We start from the raw sequence: 17621 nt of genomic DNA on the forward strand, positions 1-17621 counted from the left end.
CTACTCGATATTGAACTGGAGGGCCGTTCCCGAGACGGCCCGCGAGGCACAGGAGCACGGGACATGAAGCGGACGATCAGGACAGTGGCCGCCGGGCTGGTGGGGGCGCTCGCGCTCACCGGGTGCACGTCGGCGGGCGGGGCCGACTCCGAGGACACGCTCTCGGTGGTGGCGTTCTCGGTGATGGAGTCGGCGAACAAGGGTGTCTACGCGGCGTTCGGAGAGACCGAGGCCGGCGACGGCATCGACTTCGCGCCGTCCTACGGCGCGTCCGGCGATCAGAGCCGTGCCGTCGTGGCCGGGGCGGACGCCGACATCGTCCACTTCTCGCTGGAGACCGACGTGACCCGACTGGTCGACGAGGGGCTGGTCGACGCCGACTGGCGGGAGACCCCGACCTCGGGCATCGCCACGTCGTCGGTGGTCGTGCTCGTGGTGCGCGAAGGCAACCCGCTCGGCATCGACAGCTGGGACGACCTGGCCGAGCCCGGGGTGGAGATCGTGACCCCCAACCCCGGCTCCTCCGGCGCCGCGCGGTGGAACATCCTGGCCGCCTGGGCGCACGTGGTCGGCGCCGGCGGGACCGAGGACCAGGCGAAGGCCTTCGTCTCCAAGATCCTGAAGAACACCCCGGTGCTGCCCGCCTCGGGCCGCGAGGCCACCTCGGCCTTCGTCGAGGGCGACCAGGACGTGCTGCTCTCCTACGAGAACGAGGCCATCCTGGCCAAGCAGAACGGTGAGGCGATCGACTACGTCGTACCGGAGGACACCCTGCTCATCGAGAACCCCGCCGCCGTCACCACCGACGCGAAGGACGGCGCCGAGGAGTTCCTCCGGTTCGTGCAGAGCGCGCAGGCGCAGGAGCTCTACGCCAGCTTCGGCTTCCGGCCGGTGGAGGGCTCCGGGGAGGTCGAGCTGCCCGAGGTGGACGGCGCCAACGACCCGGCGGACCCGTTCCCGGCGCCGGCCACGCTCTCCACCATCGACGACGACTTCGGCGGCTGGTCCGAGGCGGCCGACAAGTTCTTCGCCGACGGCGAGGACGGCGGTCCGGTGGGTGTCATCCCCGAGCTGATCGAGAAGTCCGGGGCCACGGCCGAATGAGCTCGGCGTCCACCCTCGAGGCACCGACCCGACCGGCTCCGCGGCACCGTACCCGGTCGGGGACCACCCTGACCGCCGGCTCCGGCCTCGGGCTCGGCATCGCGGTCATCTGGTTCAGCCTGCTCGTCCTGATCCCGCTCACCGCGATCGTGGTGAGCGCCGGTGAGCGGGGCTGGGCCGGCTACTGGGAGACCATCACCAACCCGCAGACCCTCGCGGCGGTCCGGCTCACCGTCGGCCAGTCGCTGCTGGTCACGCTGGTCAACGTGGTGATGGGCACCCTGATCGCCTGGGTGCTGGTCCGTGACCGGTTCTGGGGACGGGCGGTGCTCGACGTGGTGATCGACATCCCGTTCGCGCTGCCGACCATCGTCGCCGGTCTGGTGCTGCTGGGCCTCTACGGACCGAACAGCCCGATCGGGATCGACTGGGCCTACACCGAGCACGCGGTCACGCTGGCCCTGGCGTTCGTCACCCTGCCGTTCGTCGTACGGGCGGTGCAGCCGGTGCTCGGCGAGCTCGAGCACGACGTCGAGGAGGCGGCCGCCTCGCTGGGGGCCGGCCGGGGCACCATCCTGCGTCGGATCGTGCTGCCCGCCCTGGTGCCGGCGATCGCGGCGGGGGCGGCCCTCTCCTTCGCGCGCGCGATCTCCGAGTACGGCTCGCTGGTGCTGCTCAGCGGCAACCGTCCGTTCGAGACCGAGGTGGTCTCGGTGCGGGTGCTCTCCCACATCGAGAACGGCAGTACGGCGTCCGCGGCCGCGGTGGCCAGCCTGATGCTCGCCGTGGCCTTGCTCGTGATCGTCGTGCTCGACGTGATCCAGAGGCGGGTGAGCCGTCGTGGTTGAGCTCTCCCGACCGGTCACCTGGCTGCTCCGGCTCGTCGCCGTCGGCTACGTGGCGATGCTGGTGGTGATCCCGGTCAGCACCGTGGTGCGCGAGGCGTTCGCCGACGGCGTCGGCGCGTTCTTCGCGATGTTCACCGACCCGCACGTGCTGGGCGCGCTCTCGCTGACCGCGCAGGTCGCGGTGCAGGCGGTGCTGATCAACCTGGTCTTCGGTGTCACCATCTCGCTCCTCCTGGTGCGCTACGAGTTCCCCGGCAAGCGGCTCCTCTCCGCGCTGATCGACCTGCCGATGTCGGTCTCGCCGGTCGTCGTCGGTCTCGCCCTGCTGCTGGTCTACAACGGCCGCACCGGCTGGTTCGGCCCCACCCTGGAGGACTGGGGTCTGCAGATCATCTTCTCCGGCCCCGGGATGGTGATGGCGACCTGCTTCGTGGCCCTGCCACTGGTGATCCGTGAGGTGGTGCCGGTGCTCACCGAGATCGGCGACGATCAGGAGCAGGCGGCGCGCAGCCTGGGCGCCAACGGTCGGCAGACCTTCTGGCGGATCACCCTGCCGGCGATCAAGTGGGCGGTCGTGTACGGCGTGGTGCTCAGCCTGGCCCGCTCCCTCGGCGAGTTCGGGGCGGTCAAGATCGTCTCCGGCAACGTCGTCGACCAGACGCAGACAGCGACCCTGCTGGTCGAGACCCAGTACCAGAGCTTCGAGCAGTCGTCGGCGTACGCGATCTCGTTCGTGCTGGCCTTCGTCAGCGTGGTCTGCATCGTCCTCGTCTCCATCCTCCGGCCGAAAGAGAGCCACTGACATGTCCATCGACGTCCGCAACGTCACCCGCACCTACGGCGACTTCTACGCCCTCGACGACGTCAGCGTGGCGCTGCCGACGGGGCAGCTCACCGCCCTGCTGGGCCCGTCGGGAGGAGGGAAGTCCACCCTGCTGCGGATCATCGCCGGCCTGGACACCGCCGACTCCGGCACCGTCTCGATCGAGGGGGTCGACGCCACCCGGCTGCCCCCGCAGAAGCGCAACGTGGGCTTCGTCTTCCAGCACTACGCCGCGTTCAAGCACATGTCGGTGGCGAAGAACGTCGCGTTCGGCCTGGAGATCCGCAAGCGACCCAAGGCCGAGGTGAGGCGACGGGTCGGCGAGCTGCTCGAGCTGGTCCACCTCTCCCAGTTCGCCGACCGGATGCCGGCGCAGCTGTCGGGTGGTCAGCGGCAGCGGATGGCGCTGGCGCGGGCACTCGCGGTCGAGCCCAGCGTGCTGCTGCTCGACGAGCCGTTCGGTGCCCTGGACGCCAAGGTCCGCAAGGAGCTGCGGGACTGGCTGCGCCGACTGCACGACGAGGTGCACGTGACCACGGTGTTCGTCACCCACGACCAGGAGGAGGCGATGGAGGTCGCCGACGAGATCGTGGTGATCAACGGTGGACGGGTCGAGCAGGTCGGCAGCCCCGACGAGCTCTACGACCAGCCCGCCAACGACTTCGTGATGGGCTTCCTCGGCGAGGTCACCCGCCTCGGCAGCGTGCAGCTGCGTCCGCACGACATCGAGGTCGCGGTCGCGCCCGGCCGTGCCGGGGCGCACCCGGGACGGGTGACCCGGATGCAGCGCGTCGGCTTCGAGGTGCGGCTGCTGGTCGAGCCGGAGACCGAGGACGGGGCCGCCGCGGTCGCGGTCACGATCACCCGCAGCCACGCCCACGCCCTGGATCTCGAGCTCGGGACCCGGGTGTGGCTGACCCCGGCGGTCGGCGCCTCCACGGTGCCGTCGATGGTCGCCGTCTGACCCTGTCGGCGGGTGAGCGCGCTCAGTGACTCGCGAGGCCGTGCGGCTTCGGGGCCCGTTCACCGAGGAGGGTGACCAGCAGGGTGGCCACGCCGCCGCCGACCAGCATGGCCAGCAGGTGGTCCGCCGGGAAGTAGAAGAGCAGGATCAGCACCACGGCCAGCGGACGCCGGAGCACCGCGGTGCCGGCGGCCGCGGTGCCGGCGGCGGCCGCCGGAGCCATCGGGGCGCCGGGGAACGCGGCGGCGACGGCCAGGCCCACCGCCAGGCCCATGAACACCGCCGGGAAGATCTGCCCGCCGAACCACCCGGTCGACATGCAGGCAACGGTGGCCAGGAGCTTCAGCCCGGCCAGACCGAGCAGGGCCCAGGCGGAGTACTGCGCCACGTCGGCGATCAGGTCCTCGCTGCCGTGGCTGCCGGAGAAGAGCGCCAGCGGCGACACCGCGCCGCAGAGCCCGAGGACGAGGCCGCCGGCGGTGGCCTGCAGCACGGTGGACGGCAGCGCCCGCTCCGCGAGCCCACGGGCGTGCGGGAGCAGACCGAGGGCGGCGAGGCCGATCAGCGTCGCCGGGAGCGCCGCGAGCACCGCCCAGAGCAGATCGGCGGAGACGTCGCCGGCGACGTCCGTCGAGGTCGGCACGTCCAGGTGCGGTCCTCCCTCGTCGGGGAGCAGCGCCAGCAGGGTGACCAGTCCGGCCAGGCCGGAGAGGGTGCCGACGGCGAGCACTTCGGCGCGCGGCGTGCTCCGGCCGCCCTCCAGCGGCATCAGGGCGGGGCCGAGCGGCCCGCCGAAGAGTCCGGAGAGCGCGCCGGCGGCGCTGATGTAGGTAGCCTCGGCGCGGGAGAGGCGCAGGATGGTGGCGATCCGGGCGCCGAAGCCGACCGCGATCGCCACCAGCGGAGCCTCGGGCCCCAGCGAGGCGCCGAAGCCGAGCGAGACCACGCCGAGGATCGCGGAGCGGATCAGCCAGACGGCGGTCGGCGGCGGGGTCGCATCGCCCTCCTCCATGGCGGTCTCGAGGTCGGCGAGCGCGTCGTCGAGGTCTCTCGGCGTGCCCCGCTCGTGGCGACGACGGATCAGGCCGACCAGCACGCCGCCCGCGGCGCAGGTGAGGACGGTGGCGAGGGCGCTCGGCAGCGGAAGCCGCGGGTCGCCGTCCTCCCAGAGCAGGTGCTCCAGACCGTGCACGGCCAGGAGGTAGACCGCGGAGATCGCGCCGACACCGGCACCCAGGACGACAGCGAGGAGCGCGGTGCGGCCCCGGGCGTTCACCGGCGGTGGGTCAGCGGTAGTTGGTGAACTGGACGGCGAAGTCGTAGTCCTGCGCCTTGACCAGGGCGATCACCGTCTGCAGGTCGTCCCGCTTCTTCGAGGAGACCCGGAGCTCGTCGCCCTGGACCTGCGCCTTCACACCCTTGGGGCCCTCGTCGCGGATCAGCTTGGAGATCTTCTTCGCGTCCTCGGAGGTGATCCCCTCCTTGAGGGTGATCCCGATCTTGGACTGCTGGCCGGACTGGCGGGGCTCACCCGCGTCCAGGATCTTCAGGGACTGCTGACGCTTGATCAGCTTGTCCTGGAAGACGCTCAGCACCGCGCTGGCGCGGTCGTCGGCGGACGCGGTGATCTCGATCGCGTCGTCGCCCTTCCACTCGATGGTGGCGCCGGTGCCCTTGAAGTCGAACCGGGTCGCGACCTCCCGAGCCGTCTGGCCGAGCGCGTTGTCGACCTCCTGGCGGTCGATCTTGCTGACGATGTCGAAGGAGGAGTCGGCCATGGTTTCACCTGCGCTGTGTCGGGGCTTGGTCTGCGCTGTTTTCGATCCCAGCGTGCTGCTGCGCTATTGTTTCGCGTCGTCGCCGACCGGCCAACCCGGGTCCCCCGAACGGTGGTCGATGACAGCCCGGCAGGTTGCCCGAGCGGCCAAAGGGAGCTGACTGTAAATCAGCCGGCATTGCCTACAGTGGTTCGAATCCACTACCTGCCACGGCATGGAACTGCCCCTGGTCCGCGTGACGCGGACCAGGGGCAGTTCTCGTTGTTCCGCCCGTATGCGGGGCTGACGAGGTCGCCCGCGGACCGCTTCCCACCGGCAGACGTACGTGCCATGGTGGGCATTCGCATCGGATGCGGTGCGCTCGAGCTACGGGGTGAGGGCCGTTGGGAGCGGACGAGACGACTCCGACCGGCCGGTTGCCGTCATCACCGCTGCGGCCGGCAGCCGCGTCGAGCCGCGCCACGCAGGTGTTCGCCTCCAAGCTCCGCCCCGCCGTCTCCCCGATCCACCTGGTCCCGCGGCCACGCCTGGACGCGTTGCTCGACGAGGCCGTGGCGGCGCCGCTCACCCTGGTGGTCGCACCGCCGGGGTCGGGGAAGACCGTGCTGCTGGCCACCTGGACCTCCCGGACCGCACTGCCGACCGCCTGGCTCGCGCTGGACGAGGCCGACCGTGACCCGGTGCAGCTGTGGTGTGCGATGGCTGCCGCGCTGGAGCAGCTCGCCCGGGGCTGCGCCGATACAGCGGTCGACCTGTTCCGGCGGCCCGGCGGTCTGCTCGGCGGCGTCGGCGAGCTGCTCGACGAGCTCGAGCGCCGCGCCCTCTCCCCGCGGGTGCTGATCGTCGACGACCTGCACCTCGTCGACGAGGTGGAGGAGACGGCAGCCTCCCTCGCCCTCTTCCTGCAGCACCTGCCGCGGTGGCTGCACGTGGTGCTGATCAGTCGCCGGCGCCCGCCGCTGCCCGTGGAGCGGCTGCGGGCCCGCGGCCAGGTGGGCGAGGTCCACTTCCCCGAGCTGCGGTTCTCCTTCGACGAGGCCTCGGCGATGCTCGCCGCGCTGGCCCCCGCGATCGAGCCGGATGCGGCGGCGGCGATCGCGACCGAGGCCGGAGGGTGGGCGGCCAGCATCCAGTTCGCCGCGCTCGCCGCCCGGTCGGCGCGGGCGCGCGCGCCGGAGGAGCTGCCGGCGCCCGAGGACGGCCTGCACTACCTGGACGACTACCTCTGGCACGAGGTGCTCGGCGCGGTGCGCGAGGACCTGGTCGAGGTGCTGCTCGCCACGTCGGTGGTGAAGCGGGTCGCCCCGGACCTGGCCCGCATCCTCACCTCCCGCGCGGATGCGGGCGACCTGCTCGCGGAGGCCGAGGAGCAGGGCCTGTTCATCTCCCGGACCGAGGCGACCGGCGAGTTCGAGATCCACGCCCTGGTCCGGGAGCGGCTCGTCGACGTCCTGGCGAAGCGCTCGCCGGATCGTCTCCGCGAGCTCTACTCCCTGGCAGCGGGGTGGGACGAGGCCCACGGACAGACGCTGCTCGCACTGGACAACTGGCTGCGGGCGGACCGACCGCGCGATGCGCTGCGGCTGCTGGCCGCCGAGGCCTCCACGCTGTACGACGACGGGCACGCGCGCGTCATCGAGCGTGTCCTGGGAGCGATCCCCGACGCCGTCGCCGACGGGGGGACGGAGCCGTCCATCGAGTTCGCCTGGTGCCACCTGCTCGTCGACCGTCATCGCTTCGCCGCACTGGTCGACGACCTCTCGCGCAGGACCCAGGGTGATCTCGGGCTCGCCCCGCTGCTGGAGGCCAGGATCGACGTGCTCCGCTCGATCGCCGCCATCCTGCGCGGCGACTGGTCCAACGGCGCCTCCCACGCCAGGTCGGCGCTCCAGGAGGTCGGCCACACCTGGTGGCTCGATCCGTTGGGTCGCTTCGGATGGAACCTGATCGGCCGCGACATCGCGCTCCGCGAGGTGTGGGACGAGTCCTCGGCCGCGACCAAGGAGGTCATCTCCGCGGTGGCGATCGCACCCGACCGGCGACTCGCCCTGGCCGGCACCCGCGCCCTCGGCGAGGCGCTCGCCGGGCGACCGGTCGACGCCCTCCGGGTCGCGGCGGGCGTGAAGGAGGGGTCGGACGCCACCCGGCTGGTGATCCTGCGGGCCGAGACGATGACGGCCCGCGCGATCGCCCATCGGGAGATCGGTGAGCCGGCGGCCGCACTCCCCCTGCTGCACGAGCTGGTGGTCGACCGCCTCGAGCCGACCGCGCACTGTCAGCTGCTCGCCTGGCTGGAGCTGACCCACGCCCGCATCTGCGAGGGGAGCCTGGCCGCGGCCGACGACGCGTTCGGGCACGCCGCCGAGCTCGTCGACACCGAGCTCGGCGGACCGGGGGCCACCTCCTGGTTGGCCCGCACCGGGACGGTGCTCGCCGTCGCCAACGGCGAGATCGGGGAGGGCGAGGTCTGGGCTGCCAGGGTCAAGGACCCGTTCTGGTCGGTGGTGAGCACGGCCCGGGTGCTGCTCGCCTCCGAGGAGCCGGGGCGCGCCTACGACGCCCTCAAGGGGGCGGAGGCCCGCTGCCAGCGGCACCGGGTGGTGGCCGGACTGATGCTCGCCCGAGCCACCGAGGCCCCGGCGGAGGCGGAACAGCACCTGGTCGACGCGGTGCGGATCGCCGCGGCGCACGGACTGGTCCAGACCGTCGCTGCGGAGGGCCCGGCCGTGCTGGAGCAGGTGGAGCGGCTGACCTGGCGTGCGCCGGACGGCTGGCTGTCACGGGTACGCCGTGCCGTGGCGGCCGAAGGCGTGCGGCACAGCCCGGTCCCGGAGCTGGTCGACCCGCTCACCGAGCGGGAGGTCCAGGTGCTCCGGATGCTTCCCAGCCGCCTCACCCTCCGCGAGGTGGCCGACGAGCTGTGCATCTCGCCCAACACGCTGAAGTTCCACCTCAAGGTGATCTACCGCAAGCTCGGGTGCGGGTCGCGGGCCGAGGCGGCCGAGGTGGCGCGGGCGCTGACCAGCCTGCGGGGTCCCGGTCAGCCGTCCAGGACCCGTCGTCGCTGAACCTCGTACTGCTCCAAGGACAGGACGCCGTGGTCGACCAGGTCCGCGAGGGTGCGGATCTGGTGGGTCGGGTCGACCGGCTGCCGGCCCGGCGCCGCGTCGACCGCGGGACCCCGCGCGAGCAGGTCGGGCCGGTCCTCCCGCGTCTCCGCCGGCCGGTCGAGCTGAGCGCTCAGACGGGTGCGTCCGATCCGCTCCCCACCGGAGAGCCGGCCGCCCAGGTCGCGGACGGCGGTCGAGAGCGAGCCCGCCCACCGGTCCTCCACCAGGAGCATCACCGTCGCGCTGCCCGGAGCCAGCGTCACCGCGGCGAGGTCGAGGTCGTGCTGGCTGAGTCGAGCGACGCCGTCCGCGGTCCTGGCGAGGCCGGCCAGCGCCGGGACGTCGTCCGCCTCGTGGGTCTGCACCTGGGTGCCGCCCGCGGGGCGCACCAGCACGGCGACGTCCAGCAGCCGGATCGCGCCGTCGCGGACCAGGTCGCCGACCGCGGCCGTGACCGGGTCGAGCTCGTGCAGCGACGGGGCCGAGACGACGACGTACTCACACAGGTCGCGGTCCGGACCGGGTAGGCCGCCGCCCGCGGCGGACGCCTCGTTCACTGGCACCTCCCGATCGTGGGCGGGTCGTCTGTCCTGGCGCGAGCCTGGCTGGCCGGAGGGTGGTCCCGCACCACCCCAACGAGGGTGACGCGGAGCACCCCACGGGTCGGTCATGATGCGACTCGGGCCCCGGCCGCACCGGGGCGCGGGAGGAGCAGCGATGGCGAAGGCAACGGCCGCCGGGCCGACCGCGGTGGGCGCCGGCGCGGTCCTCCTGACCCTGGCCTCGGGACAGTTCCTGATGACCCTCGACAGCTCGGTCATGAACGTCTCGATCGCACAGGTCGCCAGCGACGTCGGCACCACGGTGACCGGGGTGCAGACCGCGATCACCTTCTACACCCTGGTGATGGCGACGACGATGATCACCGGCGGCAAGATCGGGACGATGATCGGGCACCGACGTGCCTTCGCGGTCGGGTGCGTGATCTACGCCGCGGGCTCGCTCACCACCGCGCTGGCGCCCAACCTGGCGGTGCTGATCGTGGGGTGGTCGGTCCTCGAGGGGCTCGGTGCGGCCCTGATCATGCCGGCGATCGTCTCCCTGGTGGCGGTCAACTTCGCCGCTGCGCAGCGACCGGGCGCCTACGGGCTGGTCGCGTCTGCGGGCGCTGTCGCGGTCGCCGCCGGCCCGTTGATCGGCGGTGCGGTGACGACGTACTGGACCTGGCGGCTGGTCTTCGCGGGCGAGGTCGTGGTGGTGATCGCGATCCTGGCCATGACCCGACGGATCCACGACGCCGGACCCGGCCGGCGATCGCGGATCGACCTGGTCGGCGTGGTGCTCTCGGCGGCCGGGCTGGGGCTCGCCGTCTACGGCGTGCTGCGCTCCGGCTCGTGGGGGTGGGTGCGTCCGAAGCCGGGCAGCGCCGAGATCCTCGGGTTGTCGCCGACGCTCTGGCTGCTGCTGAGCGGGCTCCTCGTGCTGCGCGGCTTCGTCGCCTGGGAGGCGCACGTGGCACGGCGCGGCGGCGAGCCGCTGGTCGACCTCGCCCTGCTGCGCAACAGCCGTCTGACCGGTGGCCTGACGATGTTCTTCTTCCAGTTCCTGCTCCAGGCAGGACTGTTCTTCACGATCCCGCTGTTCCTCTCGGTCGCGCTGGGACTGAGCGCCCTGGAGACCGGTGTCCGGCTGCTGCCGCTCTCCATCACCCTGCTGATCGCAGCGCTCGGCGTGCCGCGGGTGTGGCCGGCCGCCTCCCCTCGCCGGGTGGTGAGCTGGGGGCTGGCCAGCCTGCTGACCGGGATCATCGCGCTGATCGGCGCCCTCGAGACCGGAGCCGGGGCGGAGGTGGTCACGGTGCCGCTGCTGCTCGCCGGTCTCGGTGTGGGGGCGCTGGCGTCCCAGCTGGGCGCCGTCACCGTCTCGGCGGTGCCCGACGAACGCAGCGGGGAGGTCGGCGGGCTGCAGAACACCGCCTCCAACCTGGGCGCGTCGCTCGGCACCGCGCTCGCCGGATCGGTCCTGATCGGGACGCTGACAGCCAGCTTCTTCGCGGGCATCGACAGCAACCCCGCCGTCTCCGACGCCGTCGCGGAGAACGCCGAGGTGGAGCTGGCGGGCGGGATCCCGTTCGTCTCCGACGACGCGCTGGAGTCCGCCCTCGCGGAGGTCGACGTGCCCACGGAGGAGGCCGACGCCATCGTCGAGGAGAACTCCGACGCCCGGCTGGCCGGACTCCGGGTCAGCCTCGCGGTGCTCGCCTTCCTCGCCGCCCTCGCGATCTTCCTGACCCGCCTGCTGCCACGCCGACCGCCGGGCGCTCCCGCGGCGGGTCAGCCCGACCCCGTCCCCTGACGCCGAGCGGATCCGCGTCAGCCCGGGGCGTCGCCGGGGTCGGTCCGAGGGGTCTCGGGGAGGGTCGCGGCCAGCGCTCGCATGGCGGTGCGGGTCTTCGTGTCCTGCGGCGCGGCGAGATCGATGCCCCGGCCGGCCAGGAAGACCTTCGTCTCGGCCGCGGCCTGGAACGCGATCCGGGGCGGGGCCTTGGTCGAGAGCTCCAGGATCCGTGAGCCGTCGGGCAGGAACCACAGCTCGGCCACCATCTTCCGGGCGAGCCCCTCGGGCTCGAACTTCGCCTTCAACAGGGTGAGCGGGCCGAGCACCCGCAGGTCGGCGAGGGCGACGCCCGCGGGCAGGTGGTCGTCGAGGACCTTGCGCTGGGTGGCGCTGAGGAGCTTGGCGAGACGCCCCTGCTCGCCGTACAGCGCCCTCACCTTGTGGTCGTGCGCCGCGACGGTGAGCGAGCAGGAGCAGGTGAAGCCCTGCGGAGAGGCGTCGATCTCGACCTTGAAGCCGTCGATGCCGCGGAGGTCCTCCGGGACGTCCGCGGGGAGCATCGGCCTCAGCTTCACGGCCACGTCTCCCGCCTTGCGCTGCGTGCGCCGGGCCCGTACGACGAGGCCGACGCCCGAGAGCCGGAGGTCGGGGGTGTCGATGAACGCGACCTGCCGCAGCTCGGCGTCGAGTGCGTCGATGCCGAGGCCGTCGAGCACGCGCCGGTGGTCCGCATCGGGGACGGTCAGCTTGAGCTCGACGGAGTCGACGTCGGGGAGCAGCCCGAGCAGCTCGCCCAACCGTTCGGCGTCGTAGGTCGGCAACGGGCTCATCCGGTGACTCCGACCGGCCGGTGCCGCAGCACCAGCTTGATCAGCTCCTCGACCACGACCAGGCAGCCGGCCAGAGCCAGGCAGGTGCACCACTGCCCGAGGGAGAGGCCGGTGGTGCCGAAGATCCGCTGCAGCAGGTCGAGCGCGGTGACCGCGACGACGGCGAGGAGGGCGATGCCGTAGCGGCGCAGCTGGGCGGTCCCGGGCACGGCATCACGGTCGAAGAGCGTCCCGACCTGATCCCGGCACAGCAGCGCGGCCGCCAGGTGGAAGAGGGAGAGGGTGGTCAGCAGCATGGTCGCGGCGACCAACCCGCCGCCCTGTTCGTCGCCGATCTGGTAGGCGGCGAGCGACCCCACGGTCATCACCGCGCCCTGGGCGCAGAGCCGGACCCAGTCGCTGCCGGACAGCACCGGCGCGCGGACCGGTCGAGGGGCCGTGTCATCAGGCCACGTGCCGGCTGGTCGAATCCCAGCGCGATCGCCAACGGGATGTCGACCACCATGTTGAGCCACAGGATCTGCAGGGGGCCCAGCGGCGCGCCGCCGGCGATGCCGAGCACCCCCGCTCCGATGAAGATCGCGATGTAGGCGACCAGGGTCGACATCTGGAAGCGCAGGTACTTCAGCAGGTTGTCGTAGAGGGTGCGTCCGTAGGAGACCGCGCCGACGATGGTCGCGAAGTTGTCGTCGGTGAGGATCATCACCGCGGCCTCCTTGGAGACCTCGGTGCCGGTGATGCCCATCGCGACGCCGATGTCCGCCGCCTTCAACGCCGGCGCGTCGTTGACCCCGTCCCCGGTCATCGCGACGATGTCGTCCTTGGCCTTCAGGATCCGGACCAGACGGACCTTGTCCTCGGGCGCCACCCGCGCGACCACCCCGATCTCGTCGATCTCGACGAGCAGCTGCTCGTCCGACATCGCCGCGAACTCCGTGCCGGTGATCGCGCGGCCTTCGATGCCCAGCTCGGAGGCGATCGCGGCCGCGGTCGTCGCGTGGTCTCCGGTGATCATCCGGACCCGGATGCCGGCGGCGTGGCACTCGGCGATGGCCGCCTTGGCCTCGGGCCGCGGGGGGTCGACGATGCCGACCATCCCGAGCAGCGTCAGGTCCTCGACCAGGCCGATCAGCCCGTCGCCGGGCCGCACCGAACCGGGCTCGAGGTCACGTTGCGCCACCACCATCACCCGTTGCCCGGCGTTGGCGATCGCGTCGTTGGCGTCGAGGGCCAGGTGCCGGTTCGAGTCGGTGATCGGCGTCACCGTCCCGTCCGGGAGGCGGAGCCGGGTGGCCCGCGCGACGAGTACGTCGGGTGCGCCCTTGACGTAGCACCGGACGACCGGCCGCCCCTCGTCGTCGGTCATCTCGTGGAACGTCGCCATGAACTTGTACTCGGAGTCGAACGGCAGCTCCGCGACCCGGGGGAGTGCTGCCCGGGTCCCTCGATGTCGAGGCCCCCCTTGGCGCCGAGCACGATGAGCGCTCCCTCGGTGGGGTCACCGATGAGGTCGTCACCGTCGAGCACGGCGTCGGCGCAGAGGACCATGGGCAGCAGGTAGGGGTCGAGGTCGTGCCGTTGACCGCCGACATGGCTGATCTCGCCGATCGGCCGATAGCCCTCGCCCGCGACCGTGTAGCGGTGCCGGCCCGGGATGACGAGCTGACGCGCGGTCATCTTGTTCAGCGTCAGCGTGCCCGTCTTGTCCGAGCAGATCGCCGAGGTGGAGCCCAGCGTCTCGACGGCCGGCAGGCGCTTCATGATCGCGTTGCGCCGTGCGATCTCGCGGGTGCCCATCGACAGCAGCGCGGTGACCACCGCGGGCAGGCCGGTCGGAATCGCGGCGACCGCCAGCGCGACGCCGGTGATGAACAGGGTGTCGAAGGACTCGCCCTGGGCCAGCCCCAGGAGGACGACCAGCACCAGCGCCGCCGCGGCGATGGCCGCGATCACCTTGGACAGCGAGTCGAGCTGCTTCTGCAGCGGCGTGCGGCTGGTCTCGGTGCTCGCGAGGAGGTCGGCGATGTGACCGATCTCGGTGTCCATCCCGGTCGCCGTCACCACGATCTCGCCGCGCCCGCGGGTGACCGCCGTGTTCATGTAGGCCATGCAGGTGCGGTCCCCGAGCGGGATGTCGTCCCCGGGCACCGCGTCGGTGGACTTCGCGACGGGGAGGCTCTCCCCGGTCAGCGCCGCCTCCTCGATCTCGAGCGTCGCCGCCAGGCAGACCCTCCCGTCGGCCGGCACCCGGTTGCCGGCCTCGACCAGGACGACGTCGCCGGGCACCAGGTCCGACGCGTCGATCTCGACCGCCTGTCCGTCGCGGCGGACGCGTGCGACGGTCCGCATCATCGTCGAGAGGGCCTTCACGCTCTCCTCGGCCTTCGACTCCTGACGCAGCCCGATCACGGCGTTGAAGAGGGTCAGCCCGGCGAGCACCAGGGTGGTCCCGGCCTCGCCGGTGACCAGCTGGTTGACCAGCGCCGCGGCGAGCAGGACGAGCTGCATGAAGTCCTGGTACTGCCGCAGGAACGCGCGCCATCCCGGCTCGTGCGCGGCGCCGGTGAGCTCGTTGGACCCGTGGGAGGCCAGCCGCGCCCTCGCCTCCGCCGCGGTCAGCCCACGGCCGGGCTCGACGGCGAGCGAGGACGCGACGTCCTCGGCTCGCGCGGAGACGGGATCGAGCCGCGCCGGCGGGGCTGCGGGAGGTGCATCGTTCGGCATCGGGACCTCCCTCGGCGCTGCCTCACTCCGAGGATCGTGCGGGCTCGACGGGTGGGCGCGCTCCACCCCCGACGGGGTGGGAACGGGGTCCCTTTCCACCCGCGACAGGGTGGCTCCCAACCACCCGTCGGCCGGTGAGGATCGGCGTGATCGACCGAGACAGACCGACGACGGGGAGCGTGACGATGACAGAGCTGGAGATGGGGCCGATCGACTACCTGGCCCTGGAGATCCCTGCCGCCAGGATGCGGGGCGCGGGTCTCGCGGCGCTGCTGGACCTGACCGAGCAGGGAACGATCCGGGTCCTCGACCTGGTGGTCGCCAGGGTCGCCGAGGACGGTGGCGTCACGGTGCTGGAGCTCGCCGACCTCGACGGTGACGGCGAGCTCGACCTGACGGTCTTCGAAGGCGCGCGGTCGGGCCTGCTCGGCGACGACGACATCGCCGCGGGGGCGGCACTCGTCGAGCCGGGCAGCGCCGTCGCGCTGCTGGTGTACGAGAACACCTGGGCGGGGCCCTTCGTGACCGCGATGCGGGAGGTCGGGGCCGAGGTGATCGCCGGCGGTCGGATCCCGGCGCAGGACCTCGCGGCAGCGCTGGACGACCTGGAAGCCACCGAGGCCTGAACCGGCCGGGACCGAGAGGAGACGGAGATGGGACTGATACGGGGAATGGCGCGCACGGCAGTGGTCGCCGGGACGGCGACGGCGGTCTCCAACCGGGTGTCACGTCGGCAGGCGGGACGCTGGGCCGCCCAGGAGGCCCCGGCCTACCAGGAGCCGCAGTACGCCCAGCAGCCGCAGTACGCCCAGGCACCGGAGCCGCCGCCCGCGCCGGCACCGGCGACGTTGGACTCGGCTGCGCTGATCGAGCAGCTGCAGAAGCTGGGCGCGCTGCGCGACCAGGGGATCCTGACCGACGCCGAGTTCGAGGCGCAGAAGGCCAAGCTGCTCGGCTGATGCCGCCGACGGTGCCACCGACGGGGCGACCCCGTCGGCCGCATCGCACCGCCCGGTCCGGCACGGAGCCGGCGACCGGAGGACCGCAACCGGCGCGGGACCACAGCGGCCCGCGAGGAAAGGAATGACCATGGACTCGATCGGCAACGACTTCTGGGACGTGCTCCTGTGGAGCTTCTGGTTCTTCATCTGGATCGCCGCGCTGATGGTGTGGTTCCGCTGCCTGTTCGACCTGTTCAGCGACCACTCCCTGAGCGGCTGGGCGAAGGCGGGCTGGTGCGTCGTCCTCATCTTCATCCCGTGGCTCGGTGCGCTGATCTACCTGATCGCCCGGGGCCGCAGCATGACCCGGCGCCAGATCGACCGTGCCGCCGACCTGCAGGCGCAGCAGGCGGCGTACATCCAGCAGGTCGCGGGCTCGTCCGCCCAGGCCCCGGCCGACCAGATCGCCAGTGCGAAGGCGCTGCTGGACAGCGGAGCGATCAATGACGAGGAGTTCCAGGCGCTGAAGGCCAGGGCGCTCAGCTGATGCGACACCCGCGGCCCGAGCGGACCGCTCGCGCGCCGTGCTCGACCACCGGGCCGCGCCGTGAGCGTGGCTGACGGCGCTGCTCCCGCAGGCCCCTCGGCCGTCGTCCCGCGGTGGGAGTGGCGGACCTTCGGCGACCTCGCCGAGGACCACCCGGCTCTCGCGCTCCTCCGGGCATCCCCGGCCGTCGAGAGCCTCGAGTCCTACCTGCTCTCGACGTACGACGACACCTCGGCCAAGGTGCGCGACGGGATCCTGGACATCAAGACCCTGCAGCGGGTCGACGCCGCCGGCCTGCAGCTCTGGAGACCCGTCCTCAAAGCCGGGTTCCCGCTCGAGGACGCCGCGCTGGCCGCGGCCTTCGAGCTCCTCGGGGCACCTGCGCCGGCCGGCTCCGAGCGCCCGGTCGGGTCCGAGCAGCTCCTGGACGAGGTCATCGACGGCCGGCCCGACCTGCGTGCGGTGCAGACGTGGAAGAGTCGCCGGCGGGGGCTCCTCGGCGGCTGCATGGTCGAGCTCACCGAGATGACGGTGGCCGGCCGGTCCACCCGCACGTTCGCGGCGGAGTCACCGGACCCCGAGCTGGTCGTCCGGACCGTCCGCAGGCTCGGGCTGGAGGGCCGGCGCAACACGTGTGTGGCGGCCGGCCTGAAGCAGCTGATCGGGTGGGACCGGACGAGGTTCGCGGTCATCGACGTGGGCACCAACTCGGTCAAGTTCCTGCTGGGCGAGCGGGACGGCACCGGTGCCACCCGCGTCGAGCTGGAGACCGCGGTGGTCACCCGCCTGGGCGAGGGGATGACCGGGACCGGCGAGCTGACCGGCGTCGCCATCGGGCGGACCGTCGACGCGATCGAGGAGCTGGCGCTGCGAGCACGACGCGACGGCCCGGTCTCGATCGTGGCGATCGGCACGGCGGGTCTGCGGCAGGCGCCGAACCGGGACGCGCTGATCGAGGCCGTCCGGGAGCGCTGCGACGTGGTGGTCGAGGTGATCTCGGGGGCCGAGGAGGCACGCCTGGCCCACCGCGCCGCCGTGTCGGACCTCGCGCCACGTGCCGACCGGCTGCTGGTCTTCGACTCCGGAGGCGGGAGCACGCAGGTCACCGTCGGCACCCGGTCGGGGGTGACGGAGCAGTTCAGCCTCGACGTGGGGGCGGTGCGCGTCACGGAGCGTTTCGGGCTGGCCGGTGTCGCGCGCCCCGAGGCGGTGGCGAGCGCACTCACGGCGCTCGAGGGCGACCTCCGCCGGGTGCGTGGCCTGCCGCGCCCCGACCTGGTGATCGGGCTCGGTGGCACCGCGACCAACCTCGCCGCCCACCAGCAGCGGCTGGTCAGGTACGACGCCGGCGTCGTGCACGGCACCGTCGTCCGGATCGCGGAGGTCGACCGGCAGATCGACGTCTTCCGCCGTCTGCCGGCCGACGCTCGCGCCGAGCTGCCCGGCATCCAGCCCGGACGCGCCGAGGTGATCCTCGGCGGCGCCTGCGTCGTGCGCACCGTCCTCGCCCTCGCCGGACGGGACGCGATGACCGTCAGCGACCGCGGCCTGCGGCACGGCGTCGCGGCCGAGAGATTCCGCGCCACGATGCCAGGAGGATCCCCATGAAGCCCAC

The 17621-nt window shown here is 72.5% G+C and carries 15 protein-coding genes, 1 tRNA gene and 1 pseudogene; 11 read left to right on the forward strand and 6 right to left on the reverse strand.

Going from position 1 to position 17621, the window contains the following annotated elements; all coding sequences use genetic code 11:
* Window positions 1–63: 63 nt before the first annotated feature.
* The 4 genes from FIV43_RS18590 to FIV43_RS18605 are packed head-to-tail and all read left to right on the forward strand — an operon-like array spanning window position 64 to window position 3739.
* Window positions 64–1104 (forward strand): sulfate ABC transporter substrate-binding protein, encoded by a 1041-nt coding sequence (locus FIV43_RS18590; protein ID WP_141015329.1) that lies wholly within the window; start codon window positions 64–66, stop codon window positions 1102–1104.
* A complete protein-coding gene (gene cysT, locus FIV43_RS18595; RefSeq protein WP_141015330.1) occupies window positions 1101–1952 on the forward strand; it encodes a sulfate ABC transporter permease subunit CysT in 852 nt (283 codons plus the stop codon). The genes FIV43_RS18590 and cysT overlap by 4 nt, the downstream gene beginning before the upstream one ends.
* A complete protein-coding gene (locus FIV43_RS18600; RefSeq protein ID WP_141015331.1) occupies window positions 1945–2754 on the forward strand; it encodes a sulfate ABC transporter permease in 810 nt (269 codons plus the stop codon). The genes cysT and FIV43_RS18600 overlap by 8 nt, the downstream gene beginning before the upstream one ends.
* A gap of 1 nt (window position 2755) precedes the next feature.
* On the forward strand, window positions 2756–3739 hold the full coding sequence (locus FIV43_RS18605) for a sulfate/molybdate ABC transporter ATP-binding protein (RefSeq protein WP_141015332.1): 984 nt from the start codon (window positions 2756–2758) through the stop codon (window positions 3737–3739).
* A 22-nt stretch (window positions 3740–3761) separates the two neighbouring features.
* Here the strand turns inward: FIV43_RS18605 and FIV43_RS18610 are convergent, their stop codons facing one another.
* The gene (locus tag FIV43_RS18610) at window positions 3762–5015 is read right to left on the reverse strand and encodes a chloride channel protein (RefSeq protein WP_141015333.1); all 1254 of its coding nucleotides are present in this window, start codon (window positions 5013–5015) and stop codon (window positions 3762–3764) included.
* A gap of 10 nt (window positions 5016–5025) precedes the next feature.
* A complete protein-coding gene (locus FIV43_RS18615; RefSeq protein ID WP_141015334.1) occupies window positions 5026–5517 on the reverse strand; it encodes a YajQ family cyclic di-GMP-binding protein in 492 nt (163 codons plus the stop codon).
* Window positions 5518–5645: 128 nt separating this feature from the next.
* On the opposite strand from FIV43_RS18615, the gene FIV43_RS18620 reads away from it, so the two are divergent.
* Both FIV43_RS18620 and FIV43_RS18625 read left to right on the forward strand, forming a co-directional pair.
* A tRNA-Tyr gene (locus tag FIV43_RS18620) sits at window positions 5646–5727 on the forward strand.
* A gap of 257 nt (window positions 5728–5984) precedes the next feature.
* Entirely contained in the window at window positions 5985–8585 is a 2601-nt protein-coding gene (locus FIV43_RS18625) for a LuxR C-terminal-related transcriptional regulator (RefSeq protein WP_141015335.1), read from the forward strand.
* Here FIV43_RS18625 and FIV43_RS18630 read toward each other — a convergent pair.
* The gene (locus FIV43_RS18630) at window positions 8558–9190 is read right to left on the reverse strand and encodes a hypothetical protein (protein WP_141015336.1); all 633 of its coding nucleotides are present in this window, start codon (window positions 9188–9190) and stop codon (window positions 8558–8560) included. The two genes, FIV43_RS18625 and FIV43_RS18630, sit on opposite strands and share 28 nt — an antisense overlap.
* A 154-nt stretch (window positions 9191–9344) precedes the next feature.
* On the opposite strand from FIV43_RS18630, the gene FIV43_RS18635 reads away from it, so the two are divergent.
* A complete protein-coding gene (locus FIV43_RS18635; protein ID WP_141015337.1) occupies window positions 9345–10982 on the forward strand; it encodes an MFS transporter in 1638 nt (545 codons plus the stop codon).
* Window positions 10983–10999: 17 nt separating this feature from the next.
* Here FIV43_RS18635 and FIV43_RS18640 read toward each other — a convergent pair whose 3' ends face one another.
* The 3 genes and pseudogenes from FIV43_RS18640 to FIV43_RS21715 form a co-directional block, all read right to left on the reverse strand.
* Window positions 11000–11794 (reverse strand): adenylate cyclase, encoded by a 795-nt coding sequence (locus FIV43_RS18640; protein WP_141015338.1) that lies wholly within the window; start codon window positions 11792–11794, stop codon window positions 11000–11002.
* A pseudogene (locus tag FIV43_RS21710) lies at window positions 11791–13205 on the reverse strand (cation-translocating P-type ATPase). The gene FIV43_RS18640 and the pseudogene FIV43_RS21710 overlap by 4 nt, the downstream one beginning before the upstream one ends.
* On the reverse strand, window positions 13157–14518 hold the full coding sequence (locus FIV43_RS21715; RefSeq protein ID WP_196780883.1) for a cation-translocating P-type ATPase: 1362 nt from the start codon (window positions 14516–14518) through the stop codon (window positions 13157–13159). The pseudogene FIV43_RS21710 and the gene FIV43_RS21715 overlap by 49 nt, the downstream one beginning before the upstream one ends.
* Before the next feature lie 185 nt (window positions 14519–14703).
* Between FIV43_RS21715 and FIV43_RS18650 the strand changes: the two genes are divergently transcribed.
* From FIV43_RS18650 to FIV43_RS18665, 4 genes are all read left to right on the forward strand, one after another.
* Window positions 14704–15144 carry a DUF6325 family protein gene (locus FIV43_RS18650; protein WP_181407584.1) on the forward strand — a complete coding sequence of 147 codons (441 nt, stop codon included), beginning with the start codon at window positions 14704–14706 and terminating at the stop codon, window positions 15142–15144.
* A 27-nt stretch (window positions 15145–15171) separates the two neighbouring features.
* Window positions 15172–15477: an SHOCT domain-containing protein gene (locus FIV43_RS18655; protein ID WP_141015339.1), complete on the forward strand. Its 306-nt coding sequence runs from the start codon at window positions 15172–15174 to the stop codon at window positions 15475–15477.
* 130 nt (window positions 15478–15607) lie between these two features.
* A complete protein-coding gene (locus tag FIV43_RS18660) occupies window positions 15608–16006 on the forward strand; it encodes an SHOCT domain-containing protein (protein WP_141015340.1) in 399 nt (132 codons plus the stop codon).
* A gap of 60 nt (window positions 16007–16066) precedes the next feature.
* Window positions 16067–17614, forward strand: a complete 1548-nt coding sequence (locus FIV43_RS18665) for a Ppx/GppA phosphatase family protein (RefSeq protein WP_141015341.1) — start codon at window positions 16067–16069, stop codon at window positions 17612–17614.
* Window positions 17615–17621: the final 7 nt, after the last annotated feature.

Origin of the sequence: Nocardioides sambongensis, assembly GCF_006494815.1 — a bacterium.
GTDB classification, from domain to species: Bacteria; Actinomycetota; Actinomycetes; order Propionibacteriales; family Nocardioidaceae; genus Nocardioides; species Nocardioides sambongensis.

What these genes read in the sequence shown, in the direction of transcription:
- cysT (WP_141015330.1), top strand. Translation starts at nt 1,101, where the DNA reads ATGAGCTCGGCGTCCACCCTCGAGGCACCGACCCGACCGGCTCCGCGG.
- FIV43_RS18615 (WP_141015334.1), bottom strand. Translation starts at nt 5,517, where the DNA reads ATGGCCGACTCCTCCTTCGACATCGTCAGCAAGATCGACCGCCAGGAG.
- FIV43_RS18660 (WP_141015340.1), top strand. Translation starts at nt 15,608, where the DNA reads ATGGACTCGATCGGCAACGACTTCTGGGACGTGCTCCTGTGGAGCTTC.
- FIV43_RS18605 (WP_141015332.1), top strand. Translation starts at nt 2,756, where the DNA reads ATGTCCATCGACGTCCGCAACGTCACCCGCACCTACGGCGACTTCTAC.
- FIV43_RS18640 (WP_141015338.1), bottom strand. Translation starts at nt 11,794, where the DNA reads ATGAGCCCGTTGCCGACCTACGACGCCGAACGGTTGGGCGAGCTGCTC.
- FIV43_RS21715 (WP_196780883.1), bottom strand. Translation starts at nt 14,518, where the DNA reads ATGCCGAACGATGCACCTCCCGCAGCCCCGCCGGCGCGGCTCGATCCC.
- FIV43_RS18590 (WP_141015329.1), top strand. Translation starts at nt 64, where the DNA reads ATGAAGCGGACGATCAGGACAGTGGCCGCCGGGCTGGTGGGGGCGCTC.
- FIV43_RS18650 (WP_181407584.1), top strand. Translation starts at nt 14,704, where the DNA reads ATGACAGAGCTGGAGATGGGGCCGATCGACTACCTGGCCCTGGAGATC.
- FIV43_RS18655 (WP_141015339.1), top strand. Translation starts at nt 15,172, where the DNA reads ATGGGACTGATACGGGGAATGGCGCGCACGGCAGTGGTCGCCGGGACG.
- FIV43_RS18635 (WP_141015337.1), top strand. Translation starts at nt 9,345, where the DNA reads ATGGCGAAGGCAACGGCCGCCGGGCCGACCGCGGTGGGCGCCGGCGCG.